This is a genomic window from Variovorax soli (genome assembly GCF_031454625.1).
GTDB classification, from domain to species: Bacteria; Pseudomonadota; Gammaproteobacteria; order Burkholderiales; family Burkholderiaceae_C; genus Variovorax; species Variovorax soli_A.
In genome coordinates this window covers 225337-243731 of the sequence record NZ_JAVDRF010000003.1, presented here as the reverse complement: position 1 = coordinate 243731, position 18395 = coordinate 225337, and the positions used below count along the sequence as shown (strand labels likewise).

The window sequence follows — 18395 nt, the reverse complement described above, 5'->3', positions numbered from 1 at the left end:
AGTTTCCCTAGGCCGCGCCGCTCTTCGCCGGCATCACTTGCAAGTGCCCTCTCCGGCTGCCCGGCGCGGCACGCCCTACCACCCGAGGCTTCTTTGCTCGGTTGGCACGGAGCACGCCTACCGTCCATCCGCCCATTCACCTCGAAGAGTCGTCCCCATCAAAGATTCTTGTGCGCCATTTCCAGGCGTCCGTGTTGACCGAGGACAGGCTCAAGGCGTCGCCCTGGTCCAGGTCCAGCCCAGCGACGCGCCGGACCAGCTCCTGCGGAAATAGATGCCCAGAGCTATTGAGGACCGCACGCATGCCGCCCTCCATGTAAGAAAGCTCGAATGCTTGTTCGTTGCGAGCGAGAAAACGGACCATGCGTTCGCATTGGGCATCGGGGACAGCATCCCAGCGAATACCGAGGCGCCGCAATGAAGTGTTGCGCTCTAACGCATCGGCCAGCGCCTCCAGGGCGGCAGCGTTGTAGCCCTTGGGCTGGATCGTGAAAGGCTGAAACGATAGCGACACGAGCGTTTTGTTCGTCTTCAGCAGGGACGACATCGCAGCGATGGTCTTCGATCCGATCCAGTTGTCGCTCATGTCCAGAGCCTTGAGCTTGGTGGCCTTTTCTTCCAGGTTGCCGACCAATGCCGCTGCCGCTGCGTCCGTGAGGAAGTTCTCGCAGAGATCCAAGTACTGAAGTCGGCTCATGTCGACCCTCGGCAAGATGTCGGCCCACTCGCAAGACTCTGAAGGCAGCGATAGCCAACACCCACGCAGGAAGAGACCCTCCAAAGCGACCTTGTTCCGCGACAGCGCTTCGAGGACAAGTGCGAGGTGATGCGTTCCAAGCTTGGAGCCACTCAGATCCAGCACAGCGCGTGGCGTCTGGTCGTAGAGGAATGGCATATAGCATTCGATTTCCTCTGCCGCTCTGCGCTTCGCCAAACTCAGCTGGAGCGAATCAAGCCGGGTTTGCTGGCTGAGCGCCTCGGCCAGGCCTGCATGCTGCTGGAGAGTGATCGCCCCCTGGTCCTCGATGCTCAGGCTCTCCAGTTGGCAAGCTCCGAGGAGCTTGCGCAGCAGCGGGCAGACGTCAATCGCGGGATCGCTTGTCGTGACGACGTCCAGCGTCTCGAGCTTCAAGGCCGGACAACTCAAAAGGGCGAAGAAGTCTTCATTCTCCACGCCGATCCCCTCGAGGAACAGGCTATCCAATGCAGGCATTCGATGCAACGCCGCGAACAGCAGGGGGCCCGTGGAATGGTCGAAGCACATCTTCGACAGCTTCAACGTCTTGGCAGGAAAATCGGCTGGCATCGCATCGATCAAGGTCTGCCACTCCAGCTCGCCAAGCTCGCCCAGCAGCCAGAGGCTCTTCATCCCCTCATGCATGCGCTCCAAGTCAAGGATTTCCCGCAGCGCTGCCACCTCCGTGTGCGCCATGCATCCGTGGATCAGAGGCCCTGGGTCCGGGGTGGCGCCTTTGGCGAGGTACTCGTCGACCAACTCATTGAAGGCGATGGACCTCGAATGCCGATGGGGCTCCAAGTACCTGGCGAACATCGCCAGCCTGGCACCGCGATCCACGGCTGGGGCCTCGACCGCGTTCGGCTGAACCCGGAGATTTATCTTTTGATTCACGGTCAAATGCACGGTACGCACTCCTTGGGGCTCATTTGCTCGCCCGACCGTCGCCGGCGCCGAACCGTGCCTTTGGGGTCCTCGGCGACGGAGTCTTGAAACAGTGAGTTGAACTCGGGATTCCAATCGCACGGGTTGACCGTACATTCCGAGAGAAGATCGAGCTTCCGGTTGTCGCTCTCTGTCGGGGGAAGGACAGCCGGTAGCGAGTTCGGCAACGAAAGCGGAGCGTTCTTTTGACGAGAGGAGGGAATGCTCAAGATAAATTCCTGACGGTTCATGAAAGCGTCCCCGCGTACCTCGCGAGAACCCTTCTTGGTGACGTCAGTGCGTGAACCGTTCCACGCCCGCCGGGGCCAGCCCCTCTTCAGCGCGCAGCGCTGCTTCCCAGCACCCGCCGCAGCTCGGCCGCGCACATCGACACCGCAGCGTTCGCCTCGTCGATCAGCCGTCCCATGGTGATGAAGCCGTGGATCTGGCGCTCGAAGCAGACGTAGGTGGCGCGGTTGCCGGCCGCGGTCAACGCGCGCGCATAGTCCAGCCCTTCGTCCCTCAGCGGGTCATAGCCGGCGGTCAGCACCAGCGCCGGCGGCAGGCGCGACAGGTCGGGATGCAGCAGCGGCGAGGCGCGCCAGTCGAGGTCGTGCCGCGGATCGTCGATGTAGTGATCGTGGAAGTAGCGGATGCTGTCGCGGGTCAGCACATAGCCCTGGCCGTTGCTGGTGTGCGATGGGTGCACGCAGCGCATGTCGGTGGCGGGATAGATCAGCAGCTGGAAGCCGATGGGCAGGTCGCCCGCATCGCGCGCAGCGATCGCGACGACGGCTGCGAGGTTGCCGCCCGCACTGTCGCCGCCGACCGCGAGGCGGCTCGCGTCGATGCCGAGTTCGGCCGCTTGCGCGCGCACCCAGTACGTGGCCGCCAGCGCGTCGTCGACCGCCGCGGGGAAGCGGTGCTCCGGACCCATGCGGTAGTCGACCGCCACCACCGCGCACCCGGAGAGATTGCTGAGCTCGCGGCACAGGGTGTCATGCGTGTCGAGGTCGCCGATGGTCCAGCCGCCGCCGTGGTAGTAGACGAGCACCGGCAGCATGGCGCCGGTCGCGCTGCCGAGCGGGCGATAGAGGCGCAGGGGGATCGGGCCATGCGGGCCCGGCGCGCTCAGCCCGCGCACCTCGGCGACCTGGCTCGGCTCGGGCTGCGCGAACGCGCGGCGCTCGCGATAGAACTTGCGTGCATCGGCCGGCGTCAGCGTGTGGGTGGGCGGCACCTCGCGTTCGACGAGCAGATCGATGAAGGCCTGGGCCTGGGGATGCAGCATGGCGTACTCCTGTCGCGGGGATTCAGGCAGCGCGCGGCTTGACGCGCGAGGCAGCTTCCTTGGCGTTGCGGCGGGCGGTCTCGACGTCGCCGGCGCGCGCCAAGGCCACGCCCATGCGCCGCTTGACGAAGCTCTCGGGCTTGCCGAATAGGCGCACGTCACTGCCGGGCACCTGCAGCGCGTGGTCGACGCCGTCGAAGACGATGCCCTGCGCGTCCATGCCGCCATAGATCACGGCGCTGGCGCCCGGGCTCTTGAGCGTGGTGTCCACCGGCAGGCCGAGTATGGCGCGGGCGTGCAGCTCGAATTCGTTTTGCCATTGCGTCGTCATCGTCACCATGCCGGTGTCGTGGGGGCGCGGGCTGACCTCGCTGAACCAGACCGCTTCCCCCTTGACGAAGAGCTCGACACCGAACAGGCCTTGTCCGCCCAGGTCGGCCGTCACGGCCTGGGCGATGCGCTGGGCCTTTTCAAGGGCGACGGGAGACATCGGATGCGGCTGCCAGCTCTCGACGTAGTCGCCGCTGACCTGCACGTGGCCGATGGGTTCGCAGAACTGGGTCTGCACCGCGCCGCCCGCCGCGAGCGCACGCACAGTCAGCAGGGTGATCTCATAGTCGAAGTCGATGAAGCCCTCGACGATCACGCGGCCGTGGCTCACGCGGCCGCCGGCCATGGCGTAGTCCCAGGCCTTCTGCACGTCTGCGGGGCCGTCGATCTTGCTCTGTCCCTTGCCGGAGCTGCTCATGACGGGCTTGACGATGCAGGGATAGCCGATGCCGCCGTCGATCGCTGTCTGCAGTTCGGCCAGCGAGTCGCAGAACGCGTAGGGGCTGGTGGGCAGTCCCAAGGTTTCGGCCGCGAGGCGGCGGATGCCTTCGCGGTCCATCGTGAGGCGCGCGGCACGCGCGGTCGGGATCACGCGGACCGTGCCGGCCTCCTCCAGCTGCTGCAGCATGGGCGTGGCGATGGCCTCGATCTCGGGCACCACCAGTTGGGGCTTCTCGGCCTCGATCAGCGCCTTGAGTTGCGCCGGGTCGCTCATCGCGATGGTGCGCGCGTGGTGCGCCACCTGCTGGCCGGGGGCGTTCTCGTAGCGGTCGACGGCGATCGTCTCGACGCCCAGGCGCTGCAGCGCGATCAGCACCTCCTTGCCCAGCTCGCCGGAGCCGAGCAGCATCACGCGGGTGGCAGTGGGGGATAAAGGCGTGCCGAGGGTGGTCATGGGCGGTGGTCGCGCTAAGAAGGGAGGGAGCCGGCACTTTAAATCACTGCGGCTGTCACCGGCAGCAACATGCGCGCCGCGCGCGCTGTTCCACAATCGCAGCTTTCAGTTCAAGGAGCATTTCACATGGCTATCCAGACCGTCGGCATCATCGGAGCCGGCACGATGGGCAACGGCATCGCCCAGGCCTGCGCCGTCGCGGGCGTCAACGTCGTCATGGTCGACATCGCGCAGGCCGCGGTCGACAAGGGCGTGGCCACGGTGGCGGGCAGCCTTGACCGGCTGATCAAGAAGGACAAGCTCACGAGCGCGCAGAAGGACGCGGCGCTGGCGCTGATCAGGGGGTCGACGAATTACGAGGACCTGAAGAGCGCCGAGCTCGTGATCGAGGCCGCCACCGAGAACCACGCGCTCAAGCTCAAGATCCTCCAGCAGATCGACGCCATGCTGGCGCCCGAGGCGATCATCGCCTCCAACACCTCCTCGATCTCGATCACGCAGCTGGCCGCCGCCACCTCGCGCCCGGATCGCTTCATCGGCATGCACTTCTTCAACCCGGTGCCGATGATGGCGCTGGTGGAGATCATCCGCGGCTATCTCACCAGCGATGCCACGCACGATGCGGTGAAGGCGCTGGCCGAGCGCCTGGGCAAGTCGCCGATCACGGTGAAGAACGCGCCGGGCTTCGTAGTCAACCGCATCCTGGTACCGATGATCAACGAGGCCTTCTTCGTGCTGGCCGAAGGCATCGCCAGCGCGGAGGACATCGATGCCGGCATGAAGCTGGGCTGCAACCAGCCGATCGGGCCGCTGGCGCTGGCGGACATGATCGGGCTGGACGTGTGCCTGGCGGTGATGGAGGTGTACCTGGAGCAGTTCGGCGATTCCAAGTACCGGCCGTGCCCGCTGCTGAAGGAGATGGTGGCCGCAGGGCAGCTTGGCCGCAAGACCGGCCGCGGGGTCTACACCTACTGAGAACGGGCTTACCGCACGCGACGGATTCGCAAAAGGCACGAAAGAAAACACAACCCGACTTGGAGACAACCGTGACCGCCATCCCCACCACGCCCCCAGCCGAAGGCTGCATCGACACCCAGGTGCTCGACCATGTGCTGCTGATCGGCATCAACCGGCCCGCCAAGCGCAACGGCTGGACGCCGAAGATGTTCCGCGAACTGGCGGAAGCCTACACGCGTCTGGACGACGAGCCCGGTCTGCGCGTGGGTGTGCTGCATGCCTTCGGCGACCACTTCACGGCCGGCCTCGACCTGCCCGCGGTGGCCGAATACATGAAGCGCGGCGAGAAGGCGGTCCCCGAGGGCTTGGTGGAACCGCATGACTTCGGGCTGCCCAACTACCGACGCCGCACCAAGCCCATGGTCGTGGCGGTCAAGGGCATCTGCTTCACGGTCGGCATCGAGCTGATGCTGGGTGCCGACATCGTGGTGGCGGCGGACAACTGCCGCTTCTCGCAGATGGAGGTGCAGCGCGGCATCATGGCCACCGGCGGCGCCACGCTGCGCATGGCCGAGCGCGCAGGCCTCGGCAACGCCATGCTGCATCTGCTGACGGCTGACGAATTCGACAGCGCCGAGGCCTTGCGCCTGAACTTCGTGCAGCGGGTCGTGCCGGCCGGGCAGGAACTCGACGAAGCCCTGCGCATCGCGCAGCGCATTGCCGCGCAGGCGCCGCTGGCGGTGGTGGCGACGCGGCTCAATGTGATCAAGGCGATCGAGCAAGGGCCGTTGGCGGCGGTGGCGGACTTCATCCCCGTGCAGCAACGGCTGGCGAACAGCGAGGACGCGGCGGAAGGGGTGCGCTCCTTCGTCGAGCGAAGGCCGGCGCGCTTCACCGGACACTGATGATTCGCCCGCCCGGGAAATGCAGCAAGACGTAATTCAGCAATTAGATTGCACACAATTTAATAACGCACTACAATTCTGCCATGCCCTCCAAAGCACCGACCGCCGACGAGATGCTCCGGCTCGACAACCAGCTCTGCTTCGCGGTTTATTCCGCCTCGCTGGCCATGACCAAGCTGTACAAGCCGCTGCTCGACAAGCTCAAGCTCACCTACCCCCAGTATCTTGTGATGCTGGTGTTGTGGGAGCGTGACGGCCTGATGGTGTCGGAGCTGGGCGAGCGCCTGTCGCTCGATTCCGGCACGCTGACGCCGCTGCTCAAGCGCCTCGAAGCCAATGGCCTGGTGGCACGCATCCGCGACATGGCCGACGAGCGCCGCGTGCACGTGAGCCTCAGCACCGCGGGGCGCCGCCTCAAGGCGCGCGCGGCCACCGTTCCGGCCTGCCTCATGGCCGCGAGCCAATGCTCGATCGAAGAGCTGGTGGCACTCACGCAGCAGATCCAGCAATTGCGCGACCGCGTGAAGGCGGCCGCCTAGCTTTTTTCGTTTCCCCGACCGCTTCGGCATCGAAGCATCTTTCTCCGCAACCACCAACCTGAAGGAATCATCATGGTCAAGCAGCTCGACAAGGTCCTGTACACCGCCCAGTCCCACACCACCGGCGGCCGCGACGGCGGCGCCGGCCAGTCCAGCGACGGCGCGCTCGACGTCAAGCTCAACCCCCCCGGCTCCGGCAAGCCTGGCACCAACCCCGAGCAACTGTTCGCGATCGGCTACTCGGCCTGCTTCATCGGCGCGATGAAGGCGGTGGCGCCCAAGATCAACGTCAAGGTGCCGGAGGACGTCGCGATCGACGCCAATGTCTCGCTCGGCCCGACGGATGGCGGCAAGGCCTACGGCATCGCGGTCAAGCTGGCGATCTCGCTGCCGGGCCTGGACGACGCGCAGAAGAAGCTGCTGGTCGAGACCGCCCATCAGGTCTGCCCGTATTCCAACGCCACCCGCGGCAACGTCGAGGTCGAGCTCGCGATCGCCTGATCGCGAAGGCGAACCGAGCTTCGTTCGGCCCGGCGCCGCGTCACCTGGGTGACGTGGCGCCGGGCTTTTTTCATGCACCGGACGCGGCTTCGCGATAAGGTGCTTTTCATGAGCACCACCACCCAGCTGCTGGTCCGCAAGGACGAACTCTCCTCCACCCGTGTGCGCACGACCGACGACCCGGCGCTCGCCGAAGGGCAGGTCCGGCTGCGCATCGAGCGCTTCGCGCTCACATCCAACAACATCACCTACGCCGCCTTCGGCGAGTCCATGAACTACTGGCAGTTCTTTCCGACCGGTGAGGACGGCTGGGGCTGCATTCCGGTCTGGGGCTTCGCCTCGGTCGTGCAGTCGCTGCATCCGGGCGTGGCGGTGGGCGAGCGGCTCTACGGCTACGTGCCGATGGCCTCCAGCGTGGTGCTGGCGCCCGAGCGGCTCTCGGCCGCACGCCTGGTCGACGGTGCGGCGCACCGGGCCGCGCTGCCGCCGGTCTACAACCAGTATTTCCGCTGCGCCAGCGACCCGCTCTACACCGCCGACACCGAAGACCTGCAGGCCCTGCTGCGCCCACTGTTCATCACCTCCTGGCTGATCGACGACTTCTTCGACGACAACGATTTCTTCGGCGCGCGGCCCGGCGTCGCCCTGCTCTCCAGCGCCTCGAGCAAGACGGCCTACGGCACGGCCTTCCAGATGCACCAGCGCGAGGGCATCGAGGTGGTCGGCCTGACCTCGGCCGCCAACAAGGCCTTCTGCGAAAGCCTGGGCTGCTACCACCGCGTGCTGGCCTACGACGAGCTCGACCAGGTCGCGGCCGATGTGCCTTGCGTCTACGTGGATTTCGCAGGCAACGGCGCGCTGCGGCGTGCAATTCACACGCGCTTTTCGCTGCTGCGGCACGACTGCGTCATCGGCGGCACGCATGTGGAACAGCTCGCGCCGGCGGGCACCGCCAAGGAGCTGCCCGGTCCGCGCGCCGCCTTCTTCTTTGCGCCGGCCCAGATCAAGAAGCGCACCGAGGAATGGGGCCCGGAGGGCTTCGGCCAGCGCATGGCGCGGGCCTGGCAGGGCTTCATCGCGAAGGTCGCGCAGCCCGCGGTGCCGTGGCTGACGGTGGAGCATCACGAGGGCGCCGAGGCGGTGCAGGCCGCCTATGCGCAGGTGCTGTCGGGCCGCGGTGATCCGCGCATCGGGCATATCCTGTCGCTCTCCTCGTAGTGTGGCGACAATGGGCGGATGACTTCCGCAGAGCAGCAAGCTGCCGCCCATCCCTACGAATCACTCACGCCCGACGTGGTGCTGGACGCGCTCGCCGGGTTCGACCTCTATGGCGACGGCCGCCTGATGGCACTGAACTCCTACGAGAACCGCGTGTACCAGGCCTACCTGGAAGACGGCCGCGCCGTGGTGCTCAAGTTCTACCGGCCGGGGCGCTGGAGCGACACGCAGATCGCGGAGGAGCACCGCTTCTCCGCCGAGCTGGCCGCAGCCGAGATCCCGGCGGTCGCGCCGCTCGCGCTGGAGGGCTCGACGCTGCACCACCATAGCGGCTTCGCCTTCAGCGTGAGTCCCTACCGCGGCGGACGCCAGCCGGAGCTGGACGATTTCGAGGTACTCGAATGGGTGGGCCGCTTCCTCGCGCGCATCCACACGGTAGGCGCGGCGCGGCCCTTCGTCGAGCGGCCGGCGCTGGACCTGCAGAGCTTCGGCCTGGCCTCGCGCGACTGGCTGCTCGCGCACGAGATGATTCCGCTGGACGTGCAGCGCGACTGGGAGAAGGCCTGCAGCGAAGCCTTCGAGATGATCGCCGTCACGGCGCTGGGCGCGGACACCTACAGCGAGCTGCAGAAGCTGCGACTGCATGGCGACGTCCACCCCGGCAACATCCTGTGGACGCCCACCGATCGCCCCGACGGCGGCCCTCATTTCGTCGATCTCGACGACGCCCGCACCGGCTTCGCGGTACAGGACCTCTGGATGCTGCTGTCGGGCGACCGCGCCCAGCGCACCGCGCAGCTCAGCGGCCTGCTGGAGGGCTACGAGCAATTCCGGCCTTTCGACCGGCGTGAGCTGGCGCTGATCGAGCCGCTGCGCACCCTGCGACAGATCCACTACAGCGCGTGGCTTGCACGGCGCTGGCGCGATCCGATCTTCCCGATCAACTTCCCCTGGTTCGGCTCGAGCGACTACTGGAAGGAGCAGATCCAGATGTTGCACGACCAGTGCGAGGCGATGGCGGAGGAGCCGCTGTACGCGTGAGCGCGGGGTCCGCGCGCACGGGTTGGTGCGCGCTGGTAGGCCTACAAGTCACGAGCGATGCCGTCCGCAGCAGGCTCTGACCGGCGCTCAGGACTCGATCGGCAACCCCAGGCTCAGCGGCACCCGCAGATAGCCGCGAAAGCGAACGCGCCCTCCGCGCACTGCCGGGCCGCAGAGGCGGTAGTCCGGAAAACGCGCCAGAAAGGCGGCGATGGCGATCCGACCTTCCAGCCGCGCGAGGTTCATGCCGACGCACTGGTGCGTGCCGGAGCCGAAGGCCAAGTGGCGATTGGGCGAGCGCGTGATGTCGAGCCGATCCGGCTCGGCGAACACCGCCGGATCACGATTGGCCGCGCCGATGCACAGCGTGATGCGAGTACCCGCCGGGATCTCGACGTCGCCCACGTGGGCGGACACCGTGGCGATGCGGTTGCCCAGCTGATTGGAGCTTTCGAAACGCAGGAACTCCTCGATCGCACCGCGGATGAGGGAAGGGTCGTCCAGCAGCCGCTGCTTCTGCGCGGGCCATTCGTGCAGCGCGACCAGGCCGTTGCCGATCAGGTTGGTGGTGGTCTCGTGACCGGCGTTGAGGATGAAGATGCAGTTCTGGTAGAGCTCGTTCTCGGTCAGCCGGTCGCCGCCGTCCTGCTCGCCCTGAATCAGGCGTGTGAGCACGTCGTGCGCCGGGTCGCCCGGGTGCCGGCGGCGCTCCAGCACCAGCGCGCGCAGGTAAGCCACCATCTCGACCACCGCGCGGTTGCCGGCTTCCAGCTGCGCGGCGCTGGGCTGCGGCTCCAACGCGCCGAGGATGGCGAGCGACCAGTGGCGCAAGGGCCCACGCTCCTCGCGCGGCACGCCCAGCAGATTGCCGATGACCTCCACCGGGATGGCCGCGGCGAAGTCCTCGATCAGGTCCACCTCGCCGCCGGCGTGCTGCCGCTCTTCCATCCGATCGAGCAGGCCTGCGACCAGGTGTGCGAGACCGTCTTCCATCGACTCGATGGTGCGTGCGGTGAGCGCCCCGGCGATCAGCCCGCGCACGCGGGTATGCAAGGGCGGGTCGTTGAACACGAGGCTGGTGGTGTGGTGCTGGTAGAGCGGACTGCCGACGCCGTACTTCGGCGCGTACTCGGCGCGCTTGTCCGAGCTGAAGCTGAGCGTGTCCTTGTAGACCGCCACGCAATCGGCGTAGCGCGTCAGCAGCAGCGAGCCGTCGGGCATGTGCCGCACGGGCGTTGCCTCGCGCAGCGCGGCGTACCAGGGGTAGGGGTTTTCGTAGAAGGCCGGATCGGGACTGCGCAGGTCGAAGCCCGACAGGTCGGGCGGATTCATGTCGGGCGCTCCTTTGAAGACCGGACATCCGGACGCAGAGGACGCAAAGGCTTCGCAAAGGACACCAGAGAAGACATCGGCTATTTCTCCCCTGTCTTTCTCGCGCCCTTGCGCCTCTTTGCGTTCCCTGCCCGGTCAGCCCGAAATCAAACCAGCAGTGCGTTGACTCGCCGCACGTAGGCGGCGGGGTCGGCCGGCAAGCCGCCCTCGGCGAGCAAGGCCTGGTCGAAGAGGATGTTGGCGAGGTCTTCGAAGTGCGGCGAAGTCTCGAGCTTCTTCACCAGCGGATGCTCGGCATTCACCTCCAGCACCGGCTTGAGTTCCGGCGCCGGCTGGCCGGCCTGCTTCAGCAGGCGCGCGAGCTGGGTGCTCATGCCGCCGTCCTGCACCACGAGGCAGGCGGGCGAATCGACCAGCCGGGTGGTGACGCGCACGTCCTCGGCCTTGTCCTTGAGCGCCTCCTTGAGCCGCTCCAGCATGGGCTTGAAGGACTCGGCCGCTTCCTCGGCCGCCTTCTTCTCGGCCTCGTCCTGCAGCTTGCCCAGGTCGACCGCGCCCTTGGCCACGCTCTGCAGGGGGGTGCCCTCGAACTCGGTGAGGTAGTTGAGCGCCCACTCGTCGACGCGGTCGGTCATCAGCAGCACCTCGATGCCCTTCTTCCTGAAGATCTCGAGTTGCGGGCTGTTCCTGGCCGCGGCCAGGGTCTCGGCGGTGATGTAGTAGATCGCCTCCTGGCCTTCCTTCATGCGCGCCTTGTAGTCGGCGAAGGACACGCTCACGGTGTCGCTGGTGCTGGAGGCGAAGCGCAGCAGCTTGGCGATGCGCTCGCGGTTGGCGAAGTCCTCGCCGAGGCCTTCCTTCAGCACGGCGCCGAACTCGGCATAGAACTTGGCGTACTTGCCCGATTCGTCGCCGTACTCGGCCGCGGCCTCGGCGGCCAGGGAGGTGTCGGCGTTCTTGTCGACGACATCGGTCACGCCGTCGGCCGGGTTCGGCGCGGGCACCGACTCGCCGGAGCCGATGTCGAGCTTGCCGTCATCGCCGCTGCTGGTGGTGGTCTTGCGCTGCTTCTTCGCCAGGTCTTCCAGCATGCCGAGCACGCGCTTGGTGCTGCCCTCGCGGATGGCCTTGACGTCGCGGCTCTCCTGCAGCAGCTCGCGGCTCACGTTGAGCGGCAGGTCGGCCGAGTCGATCACGCCCTTCACGAAGCGCAGGTAGGTCGGCAGCAGCGCTTCGGCGTCGTCCATGATGAAGACGCGCTTGACGTAGAGCTTGACGCCCGCGCTCTTCTCGCGGTTCCACAGGTCCATCGGCGCCTTGGCCGGGATGTAGAGCAGCTGCGTGTACTCGGTATTGCCCTCGACGCGGTTGTGGCTCCACGCCAGCGGGGCCTCGAAGTCGTGGCTGATGTTCTTGTAGAACTCGACGTACTGCTCGTCGGTGATGTCCTTCTTGGGCCGGCTCCACAGCGCATTGGCCTGGTTGACCGGCTCCCACTCGCCGGTCTTGACCATCCGCCCGCCCTTGTTGTCCTCGCCTTCCTTCCATTCTTCCTTCTCCATGAGGATGGGGAGCGAGATGTGGTCGGAGTACTTGGAGATGATGGACTTGAGCTTCCAGAGGTTCAGGTACTCCTCGGCGTCGTCGCGCAGGTGCAGCGTGACGCTGGTGCCGCGCTGCGGGCGGGTGATGGTGTCGACCTCGAAGTCGCCGGCACCCGCGCTGACCCAGCGCACGCCCTCTTCGGCCGGCAGGCCCGCGCGGCGCGACTCGACCGTGATCTTGTCGGCCACGATGAAGCCCGAATAGAAGCCCACGCCGAACTGGCCGATCAGCTGCGCGTCGGCCTTCTGGTCGCCCGAGAGCCTGCTCATGAACTCCTTGGTGCCGCTCTTGGCGATGGTGCCCAGGTTGTCGATGGCCTCCTGCTGCGACAGGCCGATGCCGTTGTCGGCAATGGTGAGGGTCTTGGCGGCCGGGTCGAAGGACACGCGCACCTCCAGGGCGGGCTGGTCTTCGTAGAGCGCCGGCTGGTCGATCGCCTCGAAGCGCAGCTTGTCGCAGGCGTCGGAGGCATTCGAGATCAGCTCGCGCAGGAAGATTTCCTTGTTCGAGTAGAGCGAATGGGTGACCAGGTGGAGCAGTTGCGCGACTTCGGCCTGGAAGGGGAGTTTGGTCTTGGAAAGCGTCATGACTCGGTAAGCGAAAGAGAGGAAAGAGGTCGCCTCGGGCGAACAGAGAACTTTACAAGACCGTGCGCGGGAGGGCCACGGGCGTGGCGGGACGCTGTGGGACGCCGGTCAGATCCGCACGGCGCCGCCGCAAGCGACCTCGTGGAAACCCCTACCGTTAATTTTTAACGGAAGTATTCAGAAGGAGAATGGCGAGGACTTAAGTATTCACAATTCATGTAGTCCTTCGCCTACATTTCAGCGACCCGAATCTCAATCCATCTTCAGGAGCAGCATGAGAAAACTTCTTTTGGTCGCCGTCCTTGCCGCCATTGCACCGCTGGCCGCGCAGGCCGAATCGAATTTCGTGACGGGCACCGGCGCCCTGTCGGCCAGCGCAAAACTGAACTTCAGCGTCACCATTCCGAAGGTGCTGTTCCTGCAGGTGGGTACGGGCACGAGCTACTCCAGCAACGCGACGGTGGACAACATTTCGTTCGCAGTGCCGGCGGGCAGCGTCGGCAACGGCACGGCGGTGGCGGGCGCGGGCGGCGACCAGACGGCCGGCGCCGTCACGGTCCGTGTGCTCGGCAACAGCGGCGCCGTCACGCTCAACAACGCGGTCACCGGCCCCCTCGGCACCGGCGTCGCAGGCAATCCCACGGTGCCATGGAGCGACATCACGGTGGCGTCAGCCCCTCTGTCGTCGACCACCGGCGGATTCACCAACACCGGCATTGCCCACCCGGCCTTCAATACCAGCGCCGGGGGCGGGACCTCCACCACCGGCACCACGCTGACGGCCACCGGCGGCCTGGTGCGCCAGGAAGGCAAATGGACCTTCGCATACGCGAACACGGCGACGCTGCCGGCCGGCACTTACGGCAACACGGCGGGCAACAACGGCGTCGTCACTTACACCGCCACCACGCCCTGATCGAGAGCTCGCGGGGGCAGGCCGCCGCGCCACAGCGCCGACCGTGAAAACCTCGCTTGCCTTCTTCCATTGCACCAGAGGTCGCCCACGGGGCCTGGCCCTCGTGCTGTGCGCCGCCTGCCTGCCGGCGGCGCACGGCTTCACGGTCGGCATCACCGCCGGGACGCGGGCGCTGTTCCTGCAGGTGGGCGCGGGCACGATGACGGGCGGCACCTTCAACAACAACGCGACGCCCGGCAACAACAGCACCGTCAACACGGCCTCGGTCACGGTGCCGGGCGCGCAGCTGGGGTCCGGCACCGCGCAGGCCATGACGACGAGCAGCACGGTCACCGCCAGCCCTTGGGACGGCTTTGCGTTCTGCACCTCGCCGGCCACCACGGGGCAGGTGTACGTGGGCGGCTTCTACCGGGTGCCGGGCACCACGGGCGCCGCCGCCACGCTGAGCGTGAGCACGCCGGTCAGCCTCGCCAACGCCAACGGCGACACGCTGGCGTTCAGCAGCATCGCCTGGACCTCCTCCGGCAACGGCGATGCGACGCCGACCATCCCGAGCGGCGCCTTCACGGGCGGCGCACAGACCCTGCTCTCGGTCACGCGCAACACCTGGTTCGAAAGCTGCCTGGCCTTCCGCTACCTCAACACCCAGCTGGTGCCCGCGGGCACCTTCAATGGGGTCGCGACCTTCACACTCAGCACGCCATGAAGGTCCGCCGTCTCCACCGGCGGACCGCCGCCCTCCTCGCCCTGGCCCTGTGGCTCCCGGCGAGCGCTGCCACCTACCGCGTCGACGACACCGGCACGTACACAAGCCAACCCACCACGCAGATGCGCTGGCGTCAACTGGCCCCGGGCCGCGCCGGCGATCACACGGTGGAAGGCCGCGTCACCGTCGCGCTGCGGCTCAATCTCTCGCCCTGGCTCAACCGGCCGGCGCGTCTCTATATGAGCCTGGCACCGACCGAGGGCGAGCAGATGGTTGCCATCTGGCGCACGCAAGGCCGGCTGCAGCCGGGCACGGTGCGCGGCGGCGGCCGCACCCTGGTGTTCGATGGCGTGGTGCGCGATCCCTTTTTGCAGGAAAGCATCGTGCTCGAGCTAATGGCGGACGGCCGGACCCTGGAGCGTGCGCAATCCCTGCAATTCTTTTTCGAGATCGAGGTCACGCCGTGACGCGCCTTGCCGTTTTCCTGCGCCGCAACGGCGCCGCCTTCCGCCTCGCCGTCCTGATCGCCGTTACGGCGACTGCGGTTGTTCCGGCCCGGGCCCAGTTCTCGCTGGCGGTCTCGCCGCCGCGCTTCGAGCTCTCCGTCAAGCCCGGCGAGCAGGTGCGCGAGGTCATCGAGCTGACGCACAGCGACGTGCGGGCCGGCGCCTACAAGCTCAAGACCGCCGACTGGACGCTGCGCCCGGACGGATCGGTGGACTTCAGCGACGAGTTGCTGCCCGGCAGTTGCCGCCCCTGGGTCGCGATCGAGCGGCGCGAACTCAGCATCACGCCCGGCCGCCCCTATCGCTTCCGCTTCGAGGTCGCGCCGCCGGCCAATACGCCGCCGACGGAATGCCGCTTCGCCGTGATGGTCGAAGGCCAGCAGCCGGCGGCCGCGCCGGGCATGCCGATTGCGCTGGGCGCGCGCATCGGCGTCATCGTGTACGTCGCGGTGGGCGAGGTGGCCCCGGTGCTGGAACTGGCCGGCATCGCGGTGAAGACCATCGACGGCCGTCCGACGCCGGTGCTGAAGATCCGCAACACGGGCAATGCGCACGGCCGGCTGGCCGGCTTCCTCAAGGGCAAGGATGCGGACGGCACCCTGCTGGAGGTGCAGGCCGCCACCACGCCCATCATGCCGGGCGAGACGCGCGACATCGCATTGGTGGCCACCCGGCCCGGCGACACCGAGACGGCGGTCGCGATCCGCTATCCCATTGCCATCGAAGGCTCGCTGGAATGGGGCCGCAAGGGCTCGATGCCCGTCGAGCAGCGATTCGCACCATGAGCTTCAGGATCGCGCGCCACGCCCTCGAACTGTGCTGGGCGGGCTCCGCCCTGGCCGGCGCCGCGGCGTGGGCGCAATCCGCATTGCCGGTAGCGGCAGGCGCCGAGTACGTCGACCGCGTGCTCGACGCCAGCCCGCAACCCGCTGCGGAGGCTGACGAGCCGCCCGCCCGCGACACCGGATGGCCGCGCGGCTGGAGCGCGGAGGCGCAGTCCACCCGGCAGAGCGGCGTGGTGCGCCAGAACAGCCAGTCGCTGCTGTTCTCGGGCTACCTGGACACGCCCGATTACGGCAGCTTCTCGGCCAACCTGAACCTCAACCGCGACACCGCGCCTGTCACCGGCTTCGGCGTTCTCGGCAGCACCGGACTGCCCACCACCGTGGTGCCCTACAGCTACCGCAGCGGCAGCACCTGGCGCATCGACCAGCGCGGCATGCCCTTCGACGGCGGCTGGTTCGGCAACAACAGCGTGGGCAACATCAACATGGCGAGCACGCCGCTGGCGCGCGGCATCGGCCGGGTCTACCTACCCAGCCTGCCGATCGAGGGCGTGGCGGCGACCCTGGAGCGGCCGGGGCGCGCCAGCTTCAATGCGTCCGCCGGCCGCCTCGGGTACTTCGACGGCCTCAACTTCCAGGGCTTCACGACCGGGCGCGGCACCGCCGCCGGCATGGGCGCGCAGACGCAGCTGGCGGGTGCCGAGGGCGCGCTGGCGCCGAACCGGGTGGACGCGGCGGTGCAGATGGTCGAGACGCGCGACCTCAACCAGAACGGCGTCGCCGGCTATGCGCAGAACACGCGCTCGATCTGGACCGCCGTGGCCTGGCAGGGCCTGGCGCCGTGGGCCGACACGCTGGGCAACGGCTTCGGCGGCCTGGCCGACAAGGTGGGCGGCATGCGCATCCAGGCCAACCTGGCGCGCAGCGAGGGCCGGCCTTCGGAGGCCGGCTCCCTGGCACCGCGCGACTCGGCCAACGGTGCCTGGGTCGACGCCGCCTGGCGCAGCGCGCTGATGCAGCAGGCCGCCTCGGTGTTCTATTTCGAGCCTTCGCTGCGATGGGGCGGCGACACGCTGCCGAACGATCTGCGCGGCGCCTCCTGGCGCGGCGACATCTCGACGCGCCAGTGGCAGCTGGGCACCCACGTCGAGTTCAGCGACAGCGTCAGCGGGCTGCACCGCAGCTCGGTCTTCGGCAACCTCTTCGGCCGCTGGCGCTTCGACTCTCGCGACGCGATCTCCGGCACCCTGGCCGCGCGCAGCGGCAACTTCGCCGCACAGTCCGCGCAAGTCACGTGGGAGCACAAGTCCGACTGGGGCTACACCCAGTGGCGCACCGACCTCGCCCATGGGACCGAGTTGCGCGTGCTGCGCAGCGGCGTCGACCATGCCTGGAACGTGGGCGAGACGCAGTCGCTGTCGACGTCGCTGGCCCTGGAGCACGCGCGCGAGCAAGGTGTCGACCGGAGCACGGTGCACTGGGGTGTGCTCGGCACCACGCCGCTGCCGGGCGGCGCGCGCCTGGACCTCAGCGTGCGCGGCAGCAATGGTACGGGTGACAACAAGGCACGCTTCCTGAGCGCCAATGCCCGCCTGAGCTGGCCGCTGGGCCTCGGCTGGTCGCTGATCGCGCAATACGCCGCGGCGCGCGGGCAGGAGTCGCTCAATCCGGCAGTCGTGTCGGCCCTGGCGGCGGCCACGCTGGCGCCGGTGCTGGTCACGCCGTCGAACCGCAGCTTCATGATCGCGCTGCGCCATGAGAGCCGCGCCGGGCTCGCCAGCGCGCCCATCGGAGGTGCCCCGGGCAGCGGCGCGGGCCGGCTCGAGGGCCATGTGTTCTTCGACCACGACAACAACGGCCGGCGCGAGGCCAGCGAGGGCGGCGTCCCGAACGTCACCGTGGTGCTCGATCGGCGCTACATCGCGCGCACCGACGCCCAGGGCTTCTACAGCTTCCCGCAGGTGGCGGCCGGCCCGCACGAGGTCGAGTTGCTCCAGGACAACCTGCCCCTGCCGTGGAGCAGCGCCGGCCCGCCCTCGCAGCGCGTCGACGTGCATGTGCGCGACACCGCCATGGCCGAGTTCCCGGTCCACAAAGAGCGCTGAGCCGAAAACTGCGGCTTTTGCCCGCGCCTGAAGCCTTTTGGCTGATTGCCGGCCATCCTGGCCTCGTATTTACTTTCGAACACGTTGCGCTGCACTACGGAAAGGCTTCAGCTTTTCCGTCCTGCTGCCGATATGCGAATGCCGGGCCGTCAATGGGGACGCCCTGCTTGTGTTCGTTCGACGAGGGCCGTATGTCCGCCAGCCGGTTGTTCAAGGGTGTTTGCCTGAAAAGCGCCCTGTCCGCCATGCTCCTGCTGCCGCTGGCCTGCATGGCGGAAACGCGGGTGGGCGCCAACAGCGTGGCGGCCCGGCTGAACTTCACGGTCGTCGTGCCGCCGGTGTTCCGGGTACTGCAGGTGACGCCGGTGGCGGGCGGCTACGAGTACCGCGTCTGGACCAACCAGCGCTCGGTGGTGCTCGATGGGCGCGAGTTCCGCTTCAGCCAGGTGGGCGAGAGCACGCTGCGGGTGCCGGCCGCCCCCGCAGCGCTGTACCTGGTGCACGGGCTCTAGTGCC

The 18395-nt window shown here is 67.5% G+C and carries 17 protein-coding genes; 12 read left to right on the top strand and 5 right to left on the bottom strand.

All coding sequences use genetic code 11. The annotated features are described in order from the left end of the window. Positions 1-136: 136 nt before the first annotated feature. The 3 genes from J2739_RS08310 to purT form a co-directional block, all read right to left on the bottom strand. The gene (locus tag J2739_RS08310) at positions 137-1642 is read right to left on the bottom strand and encodes a leucine-rich repeat domain-containing protein (protein WP_309900416.1); all 1506 of its coding nucleotides are present in this window, start codon (positions 1640-1642) and stop codon (positions 137-139) included. Between the two features lie 355 nt (positions 1643-1997). Next, on the bottom strand, positions 1998-2951 hold the full coding sequence (locus tag J2739_RS08305; RefSeq protein ID WP_309900414.1) for an alpha/beta hydrolase: 954 nt from the start codon (positions 2949-2951) through the stop codon (positions 1998-2000). Positions 2952-2973: 22 nt separating this feature from the next. After that, positions 2974-4176 (bottom strand): formate-dependent phosphoribosylglycinamide formyltransferase, encoded by a 1203-nt coding sequence (purT, locus tag J2739_RS08300; RefSeq protein WP_309900412.1) that lies wholly within the window; start codon positions 4174-4176, stop codon positions 2974-2976. Between the two features lie 126 nt (positions 4177-4302). Here purT and J2739_RS08295 point away from each other — a divergent pair, with 126 nt between their 5' ends. The 6 genes from J2739_RS08295 to J2739_RS08270 all read left to right on the top strand — a co-directional run bounded on the left by J2739_RS08295 (position 4303) and on the right by J2739_RS08270 (position 9337). Further along, positions 4303-5151, top strand: coding sequence for a 3-hydroxybutyryl-CoA dehydrogenase (locus J2739_RS08295; RefSeq protein ID WP_309900409.1), 849 nt, complete (start codon positions 4303-4305; stop codon positions 5149-5151). Between the two features lie 71 nt (positions 5152-5222). Then, the gene (locus J2739_RS08290; RefSeq protein WP_309900408.1) at positions 5223-6038 is read left to right on the top strand and encodes a crotonase/enoyl-CoA hydratase family protein; all 816 of its coding nucleotides are present in this window, start codon (positions 5223-5225) and stop codon (positions 6036-6038) included. 83 nt (positions 6039-6121) lie between these two features. Next, positions 6122-6577: a MarR family winged helix-turn-helix transcriptional regulator gene (locus J2739_RS08285; RefSeq protein WP_309900406.1), complete on the top strand. Its 456-nt coding sequence runs from the start codon at positions 6122-6124 to the stop codon at positions 6575-6577. Between the two features lie 72 nt (positions 6578-6649). After that, the gene (locus J2739_RS08280) at positions 6650-7078 is read left to right on the top strand and encodes an organic hydroperoxide resistance protein (protein ID WP_309900405.1); all 429 of its coding nucleotides are present in this window, start codon (positions 6650-6652) and stop codon (positions 7076-7078) included. 108 nt (positions 7079-7186) lie between these two features. Further along, positions 7187-8296, top strand: a complete 1110-nt coding sequence (locus J2739_RS08275) for a DUF2855 family protein (RefSeq protein WP_309900403.1) — start codon at positions 7187-7189, stop codon at positions 8294-8296. 18 nt (positions 8297-8314) lie between these two features. Beyond that, positions 8315-9337, top strand: coding sequence for a serine/threonine protein kinase (locus tag J2739_RS08270; RefSeq protein ID WP_309900401.1), 1023 nt, complete (start codon positions 8315-8317; stop codon positions 9335-9337). A gap of 87 nt (positions 9338-9424) precedes the next feature. On the opposite strand, the gene J2739_RS08265 is transcribed toward J2739_RS08270, so the two are convergent. After that, positions 9425-10669 (bottom strand): cytochrome P450, encoded by a 1245-nt coding sequence (locus J2739_RS08265; protein ID WP_309900399.1) that lies wholly within the window; start codon positions 10667-10669, stop codon positions 9425-9427. A gap of 146 nt (positions 10670-10815) precedes the next feature. Further along, entirely contained in the window at positions 10816-12861 is a 2046-nt protein-coding gene (htpG, locus tag J2739_RS08260) for a molecular chaperone HtpG (RefSeq protein WP_309900397.1), read from the bottom strand. Positions 12862-13135: 274 nt separating this feature from the next. Here htpG and J2739_RS08255 point away from each other — a divergent pair, with 274 nt between their 5' ends. From J2739_RS08255 to J2739_RS08230, 6 genes are all read left to right on the top strand, one after another. Beyond that, entirely contained in the window at positions 13136-13777 is a 642-nt protein-coding gene (locus tag J2739_RS08255; RefSeq protein WP_309900395.1) for a hypothetical protein, read from the top strand. 43 nt (positions 13778-13820) lie between these two features. Next, positions 13821-14483: a hypothetical protein gene (locus J2739_RS08250; RefSeq protein WP_309900393.1), complete on the top strand. Its 663-nt coding sequence runs from the start codon at positions 13821-13823 to the stop codon at positions 14481-14483. Continuing rightward, the gene (locus J2739_RS08245; protein ID WP_309900391.1) at positions 14480-14950 is read left to right on the top strand and encodes a hypothetical protein; all 471 of its coding nucleotides are present in this window, start codon (positions 14480-14482) and stop codon (positions 14948-14950) included. Before J2739_RS08250 ends, J2739_RS08245 begins: the two co-directional genes overlap by 4 nt. Beyond that, entirely contained in the window at positions 14947-15774 is an 828-nt protein-coding gene (locus J2739_RS08240) for a hypothetical protein (protein WP_309900388.1), read from the top strand. Before J2739_RS08245 ends, J2739_RS08240 begins: the two co-directional genes overlap by 4 nt. Further along, entirely contained in the window at positions 15771-17879 is a 2109-nt protein-coding gene (locus J2739_RS08235; protein ID WP_309900387.1) for an SdrD B-like domain-containing protein, read from the top strand. The genes J2739_RS08240 and J2739_RS08235 overlap by 4 nt, the downstream gene beginning before the upstream one ends. Before the next feature lie 245 nt (positions 17880-18124). Next, complete coding sequence (locus tag J2739_RS08230; protein WP_309900385.1) at positions 18125-18391, top strand: hypothetical protein; 267 nt, start codon at positions 18125-18127, stop codon at positions 18389-18391. The last annotated feature ends 4 nt before the right edge of the window (positions 18392-18395 follow it).